Genomic DNA, 15632 nt, shown 5'->3' with positions numbered 1-15632 from the left:
TAACAGCTAAAAACCAATAATACAGTAGAAACTAAAACAATCAACTATATACTTTTTCATTACTACATGACAGGGTGTCATTTAAAATTCTTCGTTCAATATATTGTATAAAAAAAAATCCAGAGGATTACTCCTCTGGATTATAGTTAAAAACCAAACTAGGTTTAGATTTTATTTCTCTTACGATCTGTTTCTTTTAAGAAGATTTTTCTCAAACGAAGTGATTTTGGAGTTACCTCTACATACTCGTCTTTTTGGATGTATTCTAAAGCTTCCTCTAAAGAGAATTTAATTGCAGGTACAATTTTAGCTTTATCATCAGATCCAGATGCACGAACGTTCGTTAACTTTTTCGTTTTTGTAACGTTAACTGTCATATCATCTCCACGAGAGTTTTCACCAATTACCTGACCTTCATAGATATCTTCGTTTGGATCTACGAAAAACTTACCGCGATCTTGTAACTTATCAATAGAGTAAGGAATTGCTTTTCCGTTTTCCATAGAGATTAACGAACCATTAATACGTCCAGCGATTTCACCTTTGTATGGTTGATACTCTAAGAAACGGTGTGACATAATTGCCTCACCAGCTGTTGCAGTTAACAATTGATTTCTCAACCCAATAATACCTCTAGAAGGTACTAAGAATTTAATAATCATACGATCCCCTTTAGGTTCCATGCTTAGCATTTCTCCTTTTTTCAACGTCACGTATTCTACTCCACGACCTGATAAATTTTCTGGGATATCGATTGTCAATTCCTCTACTGGTTCACATTTAACGCCATCAATTTCTTTGATGATTACTTGTGGTTGACCAATTTGAAGTTCATAACCTTCACGACGCATTGTTTCGATCAAAACAGATAAGTGTAATACACCACGTCCGAATACCATAAATTTATCCGCACTATCCGTTTCGTTAACACGCAACGCTAAGTTTTTCTCTAATTCTTTATTTAAACGGTCTTTAATGTGACGAGAAGTAACAAACTTACCTTCTTTACCAAAGAAAGGAGAGTCGTTAATTGTAAACAACATACTCATTGTTGGCTCATCAATTGTGATTGTTGGCAATGCCTCTGGGTTTTCAAAATCAGCGATAACGTCACCAATTTCAAATCCTTCGATTCCTACAACCGCACAGATATCTCCTGCATATACTTCCGTTACTTTTTTACGACCTAAACCTTCAAAAGTATGTAATTCTTTAATCTTAGATTTTACGATTTTACCGTCTCTTTTGATCAAAGAAATGTTCATTCCTTCTTTTAACATTCCGCGGTGTAAACGACCAATAGCGATACGACCTGTAAACGTTGAGTAATCTAAAGATGTGATCAACATTTGTGAAGTACCTTCTCTTACTTCAGCAGCAGGGATGTGTTCTAAAACCATATCTAACAATGGCTCTAAAGTAGTGGTTGGTTGTTTCCAATCTGTAGACATCCAGTTGTTTTTAGCAGAACCATAAACAGCTGGGAAATCCATTTGCCATTCTTCAGCACCCAATTCGAACATTAAGTCGAATACTTTTTCGTGTACTTCTTCTGGCGTACAGTTTTCTTTATCTACTTTGTTTACAACTACACAAGGTTTTAACCCTAAGCTGATTGCTTTTTGTAATACGAATCGAGTCTGTGGCATTGGTCCTTCAAAAGCATCTACAATTAAAAGAACACCATCAGCCATATTCAATACACGCTCTACTTCACCACCAAAATCCGCGTGACCTGGAGTATCGATAATATTAATTTTAGTTCCTTTATAACTTACAGAAACGTTTTTTGAAACGATCGTAATTCCTCTTTCTCTTTCGATATCCTCGTTGTCTAAAATCAACTCACCAGAAGTTTCATTTTCACGAAATAACTGACAGTGGTGTAATATTTTGTCCACCATTGTTGTTTTACCATGGTCAACGTGTGCGATAATTGCAATGTTCCTAATTTGTGTCATATAAGGATTTTAAAATTATATTAGTATTTATTGAAATGTATAGTACAAACAAAAAAAGCCCTCATGGAATTGAGAGCTTAGTGTATGTCTTCTATAAACACAACCTATTGCTTCTTATAAAGCAGCAACGTGTTTTGTCAATTTAGATTTTAAATTAGAAGCTTTGTTAGCATGAATGATATTTTTCTTAGCTAATTTATCAATCATTGCAACAACTACAGGTAATTTATCAGCAGCATCTTTTTGATCTTCAATCAAACGTAAAGCTTTGATCGCGTTACGTGTAGTTTTATGCTGATATCTGTTTAATACTCTCTTTTTTTCGTTACTTCTAATTCTTTTTAAAGCTGACTTATGATTTGCCATTTTTTAAATATTTTATTAAGTCTATACTATTTTTTTCTGTAGTCCGTAGGGGAATCGAACCCCTGTTACCAGGATGAAAACCTGGCGTCCTAACCCCTAGACGAACGGACCAAAATTTATTATTGTTATTCAAAAGAACTGTAGTCCGTAGGGGAATCGAACCCCTGTTACCAGGATGAAAACCTGGCGTCCTAACCCCTAGACGAACGGACCAAAATATCAATTATGATTCTCGAAAGAATCTTGTAGTCCGTAGGGGAATCGAACCCCTGTTACCAGGATGAAAACCTGGCGTCCTAACCCCTAGACGAACGGACCAAAATGCATTATTAATTCTCAAAAAGAATCTGTAGTCCGTAGGGGAATCGAACCCCTGTTACCAGGATGAAAACCTGGCGTCCTAACCCCTAGACGAACGGACCAAAATGCGTTATAATTCTATAAAAGAACGTGTAGTCCGTAGGGGAATCGAACCCCTGTTACCAGGATGAAAACCTGGCGTCCTAACCCCTAGACGAACGGACCAAATGCGTTAGCTTCAAAAGAACTTGTAGTCCGTAGGGGAATCGAACCCCTGTTACCAGGATGAAAACCTGGCGTCCTAACCCCTAGACGAACGGACCATTTTGTTTATCTAACGCGGATGCAAAAGTACAATATATTTTTAAACCCGCAAGAGAAAAAACAAAAATTTTTATTTCTAATAGGCTTTTGCAAACAAGACTCTTCCTTTAGAAGGTGCCCCAGTTAACACACAAACCCCATCTTCTTCTTTTCTATCAATTGGAATACAGCGAATTGTAGCTTTAGTCAAGTCTTTAATCTTTTCTTCTGTTTCAATTGTACCATCCCAATGGGCAGAAATAAATCCTCCTTTATTTTCTAACAAATCTTTAAACTCCTCAAAAGAATTCGCTTCTGTAATATGAGAATCTCTATAAGTCTTTGCTTTGTCGAACAAATTCGTTTGAATTTCTTCTAACATATCCTGTACATAGCTAACGATATTGTCTTTTTCAACAATTTCTTTCGTAAATGTATCTCGACGAGCTACTTCAAATGTACCATTTTCTAAGTCTTTTGGACCAATTGCGATACGCAATGGCACACCTTTTAACTCATACTCGTTGAATTTCCATCCTGGTTTAAACGTTGTACGATCGTCAAACTTAAATGAAATATTTAATTTCTTAAATTGATCTGTAACCTTTTTCACCTCTTGGCGAATTTCTTCCAATTGTTCATCCGTTCTGTGAATAGGAACAATCACCACTTGGATAGGTGCTAAATTTGGTGGTAAAACCAAGCCATTGTCATCTGAGTGTGTCATGATCAATGCTCCCATTAATCGTGTACTTACCCCCCATGAAGTAGCCCATACATATTCTTGTTTCCCCTCTTGACTCGTAAACTTCACGTCAAAAGCTTTGGCGAAATTTTGTCCCAAAAAGTGAGATGTCCCTGCTTGTAGTGCTTTACCATCTTGCATTAATGCTTCAATACAATAAGTTTCAATTGCCCCTGCAAAACGCTCATTTTCTGTTTTGAATCCTTTAACCACTGGAATAGCCATAAAGTTTTCAGCAAAATCAGCATATACATCTAACATTTGTTCCGCTTCTGCGATTGCTTCTTGCTTTGTTGCATGCGCCGTATGCCCTTCTTGCCATAAAAACTCGGCTGTTCTCAAGAATAAACGCGTTCTCATTTCCCAACGAACCACATTAGCCCATTGATTGACTAAAATAGGTAAGTCACGGTAAGACTCAATCCACTTTCTATACGTATCCCAAATAATAGTTTCTGATGTTGGTCGAACGATTAGCTCCTCTTCTAACTTCGCATCTGGATCTACTTCAATCGTTTTTCCGTCTTCTGCTGTTTTCAAGCGATAATGTGTGACAACAGCACATTCTTTTGCAAATCCATCCACGTGACTTGCTTCTTTACTAAAATAAGATTTGGGGATGAATAAGGGGAAATACGCGTTTTGATGTCCAGTTTCCTTGAACTTCTTATCTAACTCTGCTTGCATCTTCTCCCAAATCGCATAGCCATATGGCTTAATAACCATACATCCTCGAACTCCCGAATTTTCGGCCAAATCAGCTTTTACAACAAGCTCATTGTACCATTTCGAATAGTCCTCACTTCTCTTAGTAATATTCTTGCTCATTTTTAATATATTAGCAGTTAAGTTGTTTAACTCTTAATTAACTATAATAATTCCACAAAAGTAACTAAATTTGTTTTTAACAACAATTAAAATCCCATCGAAAATGACTACAATTCTTCAAAAAACAATAAACCTGAGAAGAATCAGCCTTTTCTTACTTCTAGGAGGATTCGCTATTTCCTGTGGCTCATATCACAATGCCTCTTACAATCAAGATGGTATTTATGGTCAACGCACACAGACAGATCCTTATACGGCTAATGATTCTGGTACTTATTATGAAAACTATTTTGCATCTCTTAATGAGAACATGCAGTATTTTACAGATGTAAATGCCTACAATTCACCCGTAAATGACAGTATTTTAAATAATCAACCGAATCGAGCTGTGAGTTATGGTTCGTGGGGTACTGAACCTACAAGCATACAAATTAACTACTATAACAACCCTTATAGACCTTATTGGGGTTATGGGTATTATGATCCTTTCTACGATCCGTATTACTACGGCGGTGGTTGGGGTTGGAGTTTTGGTTTCGGCTGGGGCTGGGGTGGTTATTACCGACCTTGGCATAATCACTACTATGGTGGCTACCCGTATTATGGTGGAGGTTATTACTATCCATATTACTCTAGTCCACGTTATGCGTATTATTCCAACGGATCGAGATCTTCTTATAATGGAAGCTACTCCCGATCTTCCTACAATACGACTAGCTCAAGAAATCCGAACTACTATTCGAGATCGAATGGAACAAATTCCAACTCATATTCCAATAGTTACTATTCGAGATCAAATAGTCAAGGAACTAGACCTACATCAAGCAACAGCTATTATTCTCGTGGCAATTCAAGCAGTAGCTACGACAGAGGTTCCTACAACAGTAGTCGACCAAGTTCTTCGAACAATACCTATAGTCGATCGAATTCGTCAAGTAACTACAACAGAGGAAACTCATCTAGTAACTACAGCCGTTCGAACTCATCTAGTAACTACAGTCGATCTAATTCATCGAGTAATTACAGCCGCTCAAGTTCATCGGGAAGTTATAGTCGCTCAAGCTCGTCTGGAAGTTCTAGAAGCAGCTATAGCGGTGGAGGCGGAAGCAGCAGAAGCAGCAGCAGTTCTCGCAGTAGATAATTTTTATAACTTTTTTGAAAACACATGATGTATATAAATAAATTTATTTTTGGTTTTGGGGCGTCTCTCCTTACGTTAGGAACGATATATGCACAAGAAAACAATCCGCTAGATATCTCAAGATATTCAGGATCAGACATGAATGGTACTGCTCGATTCCGAGGAATGAGCGGAGCGTTTGGTGCTGTTGGAGGTGATCTATCCGCATTGAAAATCAATCCTGCTGGTGGTGCTATTTTCAACTACAATCAAGCCTCTTTCAGTATGTCTTACCTCAACAAAAGCAACAAGACAACCTATATGAACAATAGTGAGTCTAAAAGCTATAGTGGTCTTGACATTGGACAAGTTGGTGCTATTTTCGTTTTTAATTCTGATGATCCATCAGCTACAATGAAGAAGTTTACTGTTGGTTTCAACTATGAAGGGAGCAATAATTTGTACAACGATTATCGTGTATTAGGAACAGGACAAACCAATTCACTTGGGGAGTATTTTTATCAAATTGCCTCAAAAAACCAAATTCCACATGCTGTTTTAAGCAATGATCCTAATATTGAGAACGGTTATATGGATGCGGGAGACATCGCAGGTTTTGATGGACAACAAACCTACTTAGGTTATAGAGCCTTTTTAATTAATCCCGGTGATGCAAACGGTGAATACACACGTAACTTCGGAAGTCCTACCAATGCTTTTACACAAGGAAAATACGTTAGTTCAAGTGGTTATAACAGTAAGTTCTCCGGAAACTTTTCTGCACAATTAGGTGATCGTCTTTTTGTAGGGGGTAATTTGAATCTCCATCTTTTCGACTATTCACAAACTTCTCATGCGGTAGAGTATAATCACAACACACTAGAGAAGGACATGATTCGCAGTCTCGAATTTTCAAACTACCTCTACACCTATGGTACTGGATTCTCCTTCAATTTAGGGGTTATTGGTCAGGTTACCGATCAGTTGAGAGCTGGTGTTTCGTATGAATCCCCTACTTGGTACAATTTACACGATGAATTGACACAAGGGATTCAAGCAACGAACTATGATAACAAGAATAACTTCACATATCCTCAAGTTGTTAATATCTACGATCGATACAAACTGCAAACCCCAGCAAAATATACGGGAAGTTTAGCTTATGTATTTGATCAAAAAGGACTGATCAGTGTGGATTACGGGATTAGAGATCACAGCAATACCAAATTCAGACCTAAAAATGATCATACCTATAGCGAATTGAATAAATTCTATGATGCTGAAATGAAAGCGGCAAGTGAATTGCGTATTGGAGCGGAGTATCGCATCAAACAAGTGAGCTTGAGAGCGGGATATCGCTATGAAGAAAGTCCTTACAAAAACATTAAATACTCAGGTGATTTAAATAGCTTCTCTGCAGGTATTGGCTTCGAATTCGGAAACTCTAGATTAGATTTAGCTTACACCCACTCTGCTCGTGATTACAAAACAAGTGTCTTAGATATGAAAGTAAATAATCTATATGACAACGCTACTTGGAAAATGAAAGAAAACTGGGTTAGTTTATCGTACAACATCAATTTCTAATTGAATTAGAATTTTTAATACTATTAATCTCTTTAAGGATAAACTCTTAAAGAGATTTTTTTATTGTATTTTCGCCACACAATTTAGAAATCAAAAAATCAAGCTAATGAAAGCCTTTTTTAAACTTTTTGCAAGCGTATGTTTACTGGCAACTTCAATAGGTTTTGCACAAGAAACAACTACTACGCCTTTGCGTTACACAGCCTCCAATAAAGGTAAATTTTATGTATACTGGGGAGGAAATAGAGGATACTATACCAATTCAGACATTCGTTTTAGAGGGGAAGGATATGACTTTACCATTAAGGATGTAAAAGCAGATGACAAACCCAAAGGATGGCATGTGGATTATATTAATCCAGCACGTATGACGATTCCTCAAACCAACTTGAGAATTGGATATTTTATTACAGACAAGTATAATATTTCGATTGGAGTTGACCACATGAAATACGTTATGCGTCAGAATCAAACGGTGAATTACTCGGGAGAGTATTACGGTGAAGGTAGTTACGGAGAACAAGTTCCTGGACATCCAGATCAAGTAAAATTAACAGAAGAATTCTTGAAATTCGAACACACGGATGGATTGAACTATCTAAATGTGGAAGTAAACCGCGTGGATGATATCTCTAAACTATTCAACATCTACAATACGGATAAAATCCAAGTAAACATTACAGAAGGTCTTGGTTTTGGAATTATCTATCCTAAAACTAATACAACACTTTTAGGTAAAGAACGCTACGATGAATTTCACGTTTCTGGATTAGGTTTTTCTGCTAAAGCAGGTCTAAACGTAACCTTTTTTAAACATTTCTTTGTTCAGGCAGAGTTAAAAGGTGGTTTTATCGATATGTATGATGTTCGTACTACTGCAAGTAAAAAAGACAAAGCTTTCCACAATTTCTGGTTTGGTGAAACAGTGATCGCTTTTGGAGGAATTTTCAAACTGTAGATTCCCTCTTATACCTTATAAAAGTGACTGCTCTTTTGAGTCAGTCACTTTTTTTATATCCTTTCTTTTCTCTTTTCTAAAACGGAATCAATTTAGATAACCTCAACACTTCTTATAATTCTCAAAAAGCTTCTTCTGTATATAGAAAAAAAATGTACTTTTGCAGTCCAATTTTTTTCAAACAAATGAGAACTAAATCTTTAAAAAAGAACAAGATAAACGTTGTAACCCTAGGATGTTCTAAAAACCTTTACGACAGTGAAGTGTTGATGGGACAGTTAAAAGCTAGTGGTAAAGACGTTACACACGAAGCGACAAACGACGAAGCTAATATTATTGTGATCAACACATGTGGTTTTATCAACAATGCAAAAGCGGAATCTGTTAATACTATTTTAGAATACGTTGATAAGAAAGAACAAGGCGTTGTAGACAAAGTATTCGTAACTGGATGTTTATCAGAACGCTACAAACCGGATTTAGAAGCAGAGATTCCCAATGTGGATCAGTATTTTGGTACAACAGACTTGCCTCTTCTTTTAAAAGCTTTGGGTGCAGACTATCGTCATGAACTTTTAGGAGAGCGCTTAACAACGACACCTAAAAATTATGCATATTTAAAAATTGCAGAAGGATGTGACCGTCCTTGTAGTTTTTGTGCTATTCCTATTATGCGTGGAAAACACATTTCTCAACCTATTGAAAAATTAGTAAAAGAAGCGGAAGGTTTAGCTAAAAACGGGGTAAAAGAATTAATTCTTATTGCTCAAGATCTAACCTACTACGGATTGGATTTATACAAAAAGAGAAACTTAGCGGAACTTCTTGAAAACTTAACTAAGGTAGAAGGTATCGAATGGATTCGCTTACACTATGCATTCCCTACAGGTTTCCCCATGGATGTACTAGAGTTAATGAAACGCGAACCTAAGATTTGTAACTATATTGATATTCCTCTACAACATATTTCAGACAATATCTTGAAATCAATGCGTCGTGGTACTACACAAGCTAAAACAACAAAATTGTTGAATGATTTTAGAGCGGCAGTACCTGGAATGGCAATACGCACCACCTTAATCGTTGGATATCCTGGTGAAACAGAAGAGGATTTTCAAATCTTGAAAGATTGGGTACAAGAAATGCGTTTTGAGCGTTTGGGTTGTTTTACGTATTCACATGAAGAAAACACGCATGCGTATTTATTGGAAGACGATGTTCCTCAAGAAGTGAAACAAGCCCGTGCGAATGAAATCATGGAGATTCAAGCTCAGATTTCTTGGGAATTAAATCAAGAAAAAATTGGAAACACCTATCGTTGTATTATCGATAGAAAAGAAGGAAACCACTTCATTGGTCGTTCAGAATTTGACAGTCCTGATGTTGACAACGAAGTTTTAATTGATGCAACCAAGCACTACCTAAAAATTGGAGACTTTGCCAATATCACCATTAATGAGGCAACAGAATTCGATTTATACGGAAGTCCTGCAAACTAATATAAAAAAGAGCCATTTCTACCTGAGATGGCTCTTTTTTTTGATGAAGTTCTAAGTTAGAAACTACTTAAACCTCACAAAGAACAAACCTCACAAAGAACAAACCTCACAAAGAACAAACCTCACAAAGAACAAACCTCACAAAGAACAAACCTCACAAAGAACAAACCTCACAAAGAACAAACCTCACAAAGAACAAACCTTATAAAAAACAACTTGGGGATCGCACAAAATAGTTTTAAGTTTAGGAAAAATATACGATCATGATCAAACGAACTATTTCTCTTCTAACCCTTGCTTTAACTTCAGTGGCCTGGGGACAACATAATGCTCACTTTACCTCTACTCCTTCTTTAAGTCCTGACGGACAAACAGCTTACTTCAGTTTTGATGGCGATCTATGGCAAGTTCCTACCACTGGTGGAGAAGCCTTGCGACTTACAGCATTGCCAGGCAACGAAACAAACCCTAGAGTATCACCTGATGGTAAATGGCTTGCTTTCACTTCTGATCAATATGGCAATAAAGATATCTTTGTCACTCCACTCACTGGTGGACCTATTCAACAATTAACCTATCATCAAGCTGCAGATGAAATGGAGAGCTGGAGTTGGGATAGTGAAACACTGTATTTTACAGGAAATGCATACAACAATTACGCTTCCTTTCAAATTAGCAGAAAGGGAGGTACACCTACTCCTCTATTTACTAACTATTTCAATAATACCAATGGACTTGTTGAAACTCCAACTGGTGAATACTTATTTACAAATTCAACAGAAAGCGCCAATCAAGTAACACGTAAACGTTACAAAGGAGAAAATAATCCTGACATTTTAGGTTATAATCCCAAAAATAAAAGCTTTAAACAATATACTGATTACAACGGAAAAGACTTTAATCCGACTGTAGACCAGCAAGGCAACATTTATTTTATTTCAGACGAAACTAATGGTCATTACAATCTTTATACTTTTAAAAATGGTAAGAAAATAGCGCTAACAGAATTTACCTCCTCGATAAAAAAGCCTTATGTTTCTGCTGATGGAAGCAAAGTTATTTTTGAAAAAGATTACCAATTATTTGTGTACGACACCAAACACAATGAAGTCCGTTCAATTGACATCAGTCTCAATACAAATCAAATCTTAGCGAAAGAACAAACTTTTACGGTCGCAGATACGATCAGTTTTTTTGATATTTCTCCTGACGGTAAAAAAATAGCTTTTATTAGTAGAGGTATTGTCTTTGTTTCGGATATAGAAGGAAAATACATCCATCCCATAACAGATGGTAAAGAACGAGCGATGGAGGTTAAATGGCTTAAAGACAACGAAACATTAGTTTTTAGTCAGACCTATCAAGGATATCAAAATTGGTTTAGCACCTCAGCGAATGGAAAAGGAGCCATCAAACAATGGACAACTGATACTCGAAATAACCGAGATTTGACCTTGAATGCAGATCTAACCCAAGGAGTCTACACCAGCGGACGTGATGAAATTCGCCTGTTGGATTTACAGACTTTTACCTCTAAAACAATTGTCAAAGATGAAATATGGGCCTTTCAAAGCGCTCCACCTTCCTTTTCTCCTGATGGAGCTTATGTTCTGTTTACCGCAAAACGCAATTTCGAAGATGATATTTTTATTCATAACATCAAGAAAAATGAAACGATTAATTTAACAAATACAGGGGTTTCAGAAACGAATCCAGTATGGTCTCCTTCTGGGAAATATATCTACTTTACGAGTGACCGTATCAACCCTTCTTACCCTATGGGTATGCAAAACGCAAGTATTTACCGTCTTGCTTTAGACTGGCATTCGGATCCATTTAAATCAGATGAATTTGATCAACTATTTACCAGTCAAAAAGAAGAAAAAGAGGATAAAAAGGCGAAAACAAAAAAGGCAACTTCAGCTGCTTCTATTCCTCTTATCCAAATTAACACCCAAGATGTATTAGATCGCATTGAATTAGTCAGTGACAAATTTGGTAATCAATCTTCTCCTTCTATTTTTCAAGACGATAAAAAAGAGTATGTTTACTATTCTTCCAATCAAGAAAACGGAAAATACACCTTGTATCGCAAGATATATGAGAAATTTGAAGAAGCGAAAACAGAAAAGGTATTTGACAAAAGTGTTCGATTAATCCAACAACAAGGCAAAACGCTATATGCACTAAGTGGTAACAATCTATATAAATTTGCATTGGAAAAGGGAACACCAGAGAAAATCAATATCAATTATTCTTTTACCAAAAACCTAGCAGATGAATTCCATCAGATGTTTGACGAAACATGGGCCGGTGTAGAAGAGAATTTCTATGATGAAACTTTTCATGGATTAGATTGGAAAGCAACAAAAGATTACTTTACTTCTTTTGTTCCGTATTTAAACAACAGAAATGATCTCCGCATTTTACTCAATGATATGTTAGGAGAACTCGGATCATCGCATTTAGGGTTTACCTCAACAGGAGAGGAAGAGAAAACGAGATTGCAATACAGTACTGTGGAAACAGGAATTGTATTCGCTGCGAGTAATCCGTACACCGTAGAGCGAGTAATCCGTAAATCGCCTGCCGCAACTAAAGATATTCACCTACAAAAAGGCGATGTTCTAACCCATGTGAATCGTCAAAAGATTGATCCAACACAAAATAGAGATGCCTATTTTACCTTTGCTCCTACTCAGGAGGAAATAGAATTGACATTTTTGCGCGAAACTAAAGAATTTACGATAAAACTACATCCAATCTCTTTTTCAACCCAAAAGGGATTGCTTTACGACGAATGGATCTATCAAAACAAACAACGTGTTAACGAATGGAGTAACCATAGAATAGCCTATAGCTACATGAAGAACATGGGATCTTCTGAATTAGATTCTTTCTTATTGGATATGGTAGAGCAAGAACATCACAAAGAAGGAGTAATCTTGGATCTACGCTTTAATACCGGTGGAAACGTACACGATAAAGTACTCAATTTCTTAGCACAACGTCCGTATTTACAGTGGAAATACAGAGAAGGAAAACTAACCATGCAAAGTAATTTTAGCCCGAGTGGTAAACCCATTGTCTTGTTGATCAACGAATTTTCACTCAGTGATGCAGAAATGACTGCTGCTGGATTTAAAGCTTTAAAATTGGGGAAAATCATAGGACAAGAAACCTATCGCTGGATTATTTTCACTTCAGGCAAATCTTTAGTTGATGGGTCATTCTATCGCTTACCTTCTTGGGGTACCTATACGTTAGAAGGAGATAATTTAGAAAAAACAGGAGTAGCACCAGATATTTATGTCAAAAACTCTTTCATGGATCGCTTACAAGAAAAAGATCCACAGCTAGAACGAGCCGTACAAGAAATTCTAAATAATTTACCCTAGTCATCCCTAAAAAAAAGAGAACTTTTAGACTTAAAAGTTCTCTTTTTTCGTCTTTTTTCACTACATTAAACCTATCAATAAGTACAATTGAAAAAGTTTACTTTGCATTTTTTCACACTACCATAATGTGGAGATAATGTATATTCCGTATAATTTCTTCACTTTTACTACCATTAAATTTTATGTTGACTATGAATATTAGAACACCCTTTTTATCCTTACTCTGTACTGTAATCACTACAACAACTATTGCTCAAACATCAAAACCTTTGCGCATAGGTCACCGAGGTGCAATGGGACATCTTACAGAAAATACGGTTGAATCTGTGATCAAAGCCATCGATTTACAATGTGATATGATCGAAATTGATGTTTTCAAAGTAAAAAGTGGTGAGCTTGTGGTGTTTCACGATCAATCATTGGATCGAATCACCAATGCAAAAGGCGATATCGAAAGTTATACCTTAGAAGAATTAGAAGATGTACTAGTTGATGGAAAATACAAAATACCTACACTAGAGGAAGTTATTGACGTAATCGATAAAAGAGCCATTCTCAATATTGAATTAAAAGGAAATAATACAGCTGCAGACACCTATACCATTATTCAAAATTTTGTAAAACGCGGTTGGTCCTATAACGATTTTATTCTTTCTAGTTTTAACTGGGAGGAATTGAAAATTGCCTATGACTTAGACTCCGCTTTACCCTTAGCTGTTTTAACTGAAGAAAAACCAGAAGATGCGATTGAATTTGCATTGAGCATTCAGGCTAAAGCCATTAATCCGTACTACAAACTCCTCAATGAAGAAAATACAGCTTTAATCAAAAAAGAAAAACTAAAAATCTATCCTTGGACGGTCAATAACCCGAAAGATATTAAACGCATGAAAAAACTAAAAGTAGATGGTATCATTACCAATTTTCCAGAACGAATTTAAATGATTTGCTTTATATAATTAAAGTCCATCTTCATCTTCCACCTTGGTTAAGTTGTTTTTCTGAACATACTATGCTTATGGATACAACACTTTAATCTTTTGTGTTTGCTATGCTTCAACTCGCTACATAGCAAACACAATTACAGATAAGTAAATTATTCTTTTTCACAATTGCTATTTTATCACAGTCTAATAAGACCTCTTTTCATTGGATTTAATGCGTTTTTTCCTTTATCTCATTGAGTTGAGATTTTGTTTTGGTATTTGATGAATCTTCTCTTCGTTTCGATTTCTCTTTCGCTGATGTCTTGTTCTATTTCCGACCGGAGCGGATTCACCAACAAGGCGTTATTTGCAAGAGTTCGGGTACACCCTCGTGGAAAGAGCTCTTCGATTACGTTTTTCTTGATTTGTTTGAGTCCCCAGTAGCTGACTTCTTCTTCAACGTCATAAGATATCCCCATATAAAATACCTCTTTGATACAACCTAAAAAGAATAAGCCCAACTCTCGCTAGGCTTATAATCTTTAATCTCCAGCAATACGCAATATCATCTCTAGTCTTTCTGCCATTTCTTATGAATCATTGCTCTTTAATAGTTATGCTAACTAAGATTTTACTTCTATTTTCTAACATCTACAATGGGGCTTTAACTTCACTAATTAGTTGCAACTATTTTTAAAACTTAGTTTTCTAATTAAAATTGAAACTGTGTTTCTTATAAATACTCCAATACCTTAGACATATCCTCTCCGAAAAAATTGTGCTCTTTTGCTACCTCGTATAATTCAGGGTATTGATCAGCTAGAATAATAAAATCATATTGAATGGTGCTCGCGTATTTTTCTGAAACATTCAGCTCTAGTAAAGCAGTATACACCCAAATCATTGCGCGTTCCTCTGGGGTATAATAAGGTTCGAGTTCAGTCATATAATTATCAACTTCACTTTTATCTGCAGCATATTCATCGGGAATGTAATCGGTTGTCATTTGAACAAAGTAATAATCCAAAGGAACACGGATATAATCTTCATCTTCTTGAGCTAATTCTATAGCAGCGGCTAACATCTTTTTCTTTATAATTAGCTTCCCATCAAAACCACGAGAAAAAAACAAACGATCAAACATGCGATAATCCCAACCTTTGCGGGTACGCTCACTCATCTCGTTATATTCTTTTAATATCTTCTTCTGATAATTCTTGAGTAGATCAATAGGCAGGTTATCATTACCTCCTATGACAGTGAAATACTTAGCAGCCAAAGGATATAAATTAATTAAAGCAGCTTTACTCTCATAAAAGATATAATCATTATAAGCTAAATCTAATGAACTCATCTCAAATCGATAATAAATTTCATCGTAATCATCCAGAACATCCCATGCAGAAGTCAAACTAAATATGTAATACCTTCTTTTAAGATCAAAGACAATACTGGGATAAGAGAACACTAACATAGGTACTTCTTTATATGTCTTCTCTGCATGTAACTTAGGCACTAAGATTAAAAAATCTCCCACTCTTCTTACTCTAGGATTATTAGATTGATCCTGTGTAAGATCTACTCCATAAAACTCTTTTACACGTTGATTAAAAACTTCCTCACTCGGAAATTGAAAACCCA

General features: G+C 36.1%; 11 protein-coding genes and 6 tRNA genes. 6 read left to right on the top strand and 11 right to left on the bottom strand.

Annotated elements, in window-relative coordinates:
• Nucleotides 1-164 precede the first annotated feature (164 nt).
• The 9 genes from typA to proS all read right to left on the bottom strand — a co-directional run bounded on the left by typA (nucleotide 165) and on the right by proS (nucleotide 4503).
• Nucleotides 165-1961, bottom strand: coding sequence for a translational GTPase TypA (typA, locus tag H4K33_RS15255; RefSeq protein WP_182650519.1), 1797 nt, complete (start codon nucleotides 1959-1961; stop codon nucleotides 165-167).
• 114 nt (nucleotides 1962-2075) lie between these two features.
• Complete coding sequence (rpsT, locus tag H4K33_RS15250; RefSeq protein ID WP_002987410.1) at nucleotides 2076-2327, bottom strand: 30S ribosomal protein S20; 252 nt, start codon at nucleotides 2325-2327, stop codon at nucleotides 2076-2078.
• A gap of 39 nt (nucleotides 2328-2366) precedes the next feature.
• Nucleotides 2367-2438 (bottom strand) — tRNA-Glu (locus tag H4K33_RS15245).
• Nucleotides 2439-2468: 30 nt separating this feature from the next.
• Nucleotides 2469-2540: transfer RNA gene (locus H4K33_RS15240), tRNA-Glu, on the bottom strand.
• Between the two features lie 33 nt (nucleotides 2541-2573).
• Nucleotides 2574-2645: transfer RNA gene (locus H4K33_RS15235), tRNA-Glu, on the bottom strand.
• A gap of 32 nt (nucleotides 2646-2677) precedes the next feature.
• A tRNA-Glu gene (locus H4K33_RS15230) sits at nucleotides 2678-2749 on the bottom strand.
• Nucleotides 2750-2780: 31 nt separating this feature from the next.
• Nucleotides 2781-2852 (bottom strand) — tRNA-Glu (locus H4K33_RS15225).
• A 26-nt stretch (nucleotides 2853-2878) separates the two neighbouring features.
• Nucleotides 2879-2950 (bottom strand) — tRNA-Glu (locus H4K33_RS15220).
• 77 nt (nucleotides 2951-3027) lie between these two features.
• Nucleotides 3028-4503, bottom strand: a complete 1476-nt coding sequence (proS, locus tag H4K33_RS15215) for a proline--tRNA ligase (RefSeq protein WP_182650517.1) — start codon at nucleotides 4501-4503, stop codon at nucleotides 3028-3030.
• 395 nt (nucleotides 4504-4898) lie between these two features.
• On the opposite strand from proS, the gene H4K33_RS15210 reads away from it, so the two are divergent.
• From H4K33_RS15210 to H4K33_RS15185, 6 genes are all read left to right on the top strand, one after another.
• Nucleotides 4899-5672: a hypothetical protein gene (locus H4K33_RS15210; RefSeq protein WP_220485342.1), complete on the top strand. Its 774-nt coding sequence runs from the start codon at nucleotides 4899-4901 to the stop codon at nucleotides 5670-5672.
• The gene (locus tag H4K33_RS15205) at nucleotides 5669-7210 is read left to right on the top strand and encodes an OmpP1/FadL family transporter (RefSeq protein WP_255493776.1); all 1542 of its coding nucleotides are present in this window, start codon (nucleotides 5669-5671) and stop codon (nucleotides 7208-7210) included. Before H4K33_RS15210 ends, H4K33_RS15205 begins: the two co-directional genes overlap by 4 nt.
• Before the next feature lie 106 nt (nucleotides 7211-7316).
• Nucleotides 7317-8168 carry a hypothetical protein gene (locus H4K33_RS15200; protein WP_182650513.1) on the top strand — a complete coding sequence of 284 codons (852 nt, stop codon included), beginning with the start codon at nucleotides 7317-7319 and terminating at the stop codon, nucleotides 8166-8168.
• A gap of 185 nt (nucleotides 8169-8353) precedes the next feature.
• Nucleotides 8354-9667, top strand: a complete 1314-nt coding sequence (gene rimO / locus H4K33_RS15195) for a 30S ribosomal protein S12 methylthiotransferase RimO (RefSeq protein ID WP_182650511.1) — start codon at nucleotides 8354-8356, stop codon at nucleotides 9665-9667.
• 263 nt (nucleotides 9668-9930) lie between these two features.
• Nucleotides 9931-13065, top strand: a complete 3135-nt coding sequence (locus H4K33_RS15190) for a S41 family peptidase (RefSeq protein ID WP_182650509.1) — start codon at nucleotides 9931-9933, stop codon at nucleotides 13063-13065.
• A gap of 191 nt (nucleotides 13066-13256) precedes the next feature.
• Nucleotides 13257-14006 carry a glycerophosphodiester phosphodiesterase family protein gene (locus tag H4K33_RS15185; RefSeq protein WP_182650507.1) on the top strand — a complete coding sequence of 250 codons (750 nt, stop codon included), beginning with the start codon at nucleotides 13257-13259 and terminating at the stop codon, nucleotides 14004-14006.
• 236 nt (nucleotides 14007-14242) lie between these two features.
• Here H4K33_RS15185 and H4K33_RS15180 read toward each other — a convergent pair whose 3' ends face one another.
• Nucleotides 14243-14470: a hypothetical protein gene (locus tag H4K33_RS15180; protein ID WP_182650505.1), complete on the bottom strand. Its 228-nt coding sequence runs from the start codon at nucleotides 14468-14470 to the stop codon at nucleotides 14243-14245.
• 254 nt (nucleotides 14471-14724) lie between these two features.
• Nucleotides 14725-15632 (bottom strand): hypothetical protein (locus H4K33_RS15175; RefSeq protein ID WP_182650503.1); only part of this gene is annotated, 908 nt, incomplete at its 5' end.

The sequence above is a fragment of the Myroides sp. WP-1 genome (assembly GCF_014145635.1).
Taxonomy (GTDB): Bacteria; Bacteroidota; Bacteroidia; order Flavobacteriales; family Flavobacteriaceae; genus Flavobacterium.
Note: the sequence above shows the minus strand (reverse complement) of the source record. Positions and strands in the feature narration are given on the sequence as shown.

Bases quoted from the DNA above. Each gene is read 5' to 3' on its own strand.
- H4K33_RS15190 (WP_182650509.1), top strand. From the start codon at position 9,931: ATGATCAAACGAACTATTTCTCTTCTAACCCTTGCTTTAACTTCAGTG.
- typA (WP_182650519.1), bottom strand. From the start codon at position 1,961: ATGACACAAATTAGGAACATTGCAATTATCGCACACGTTGACCATGGT.
- H4K33_RS15210 (WP_220485342.1), top strand. From the start codon at position 4,899: ATGGTTCGTGGGGTACTGAACCTACAAGCATACAAATTAACTACTATA.
- H4K33_RS15180 (WP_182650505.1), bottom strand. From the start codon at position 14,470: ATGGGGATATCTTATGACGTTGAAGAAGAAGTCAGCTACTGGGGACTC.
- rimO (WP_182650511.1), top strand. From the start codon at position 8,354: ATGAGAACTAAATCTTTAAAAAAGAACAAGATAAACGTTGTAACCCTA.
- rpsT (WP_002987410.1), bottom strand. From the start codon at position 2,327: ATGGCAAATCATAAGTCAGCTTTAAAAAGAATTAGAAGTAACGAAAAA.
- H4K33_RS15185 (WP_182650507.1), top strand. From the start codon at position 13,257: ATGAATATTAGAACACCCTTTTTATCCTTACTCTGTACTGTAATCACT.
- H4K33_RS15200 (WP_182650513.1), top strand. From the start codon at position 7,317: ATGAAAGCCTTTTTTAAACTTTTTGCAAGCGTATGTTTACTGGCAACT.
- proS (WP_182650517.1), bottom strand. From the start codon at position 4,503: ATGAGCAAGAATATTACTAAGAGAAGTGAGGACTATTCGAAATGGTAC.
- H4K33_RS15205 (WP_255493776.1), top strand. From the start codon at position 5,669: ATGATGTATATAAATAAATTTATTTTTGGTTTTGGGGCGTCTCTCCTT.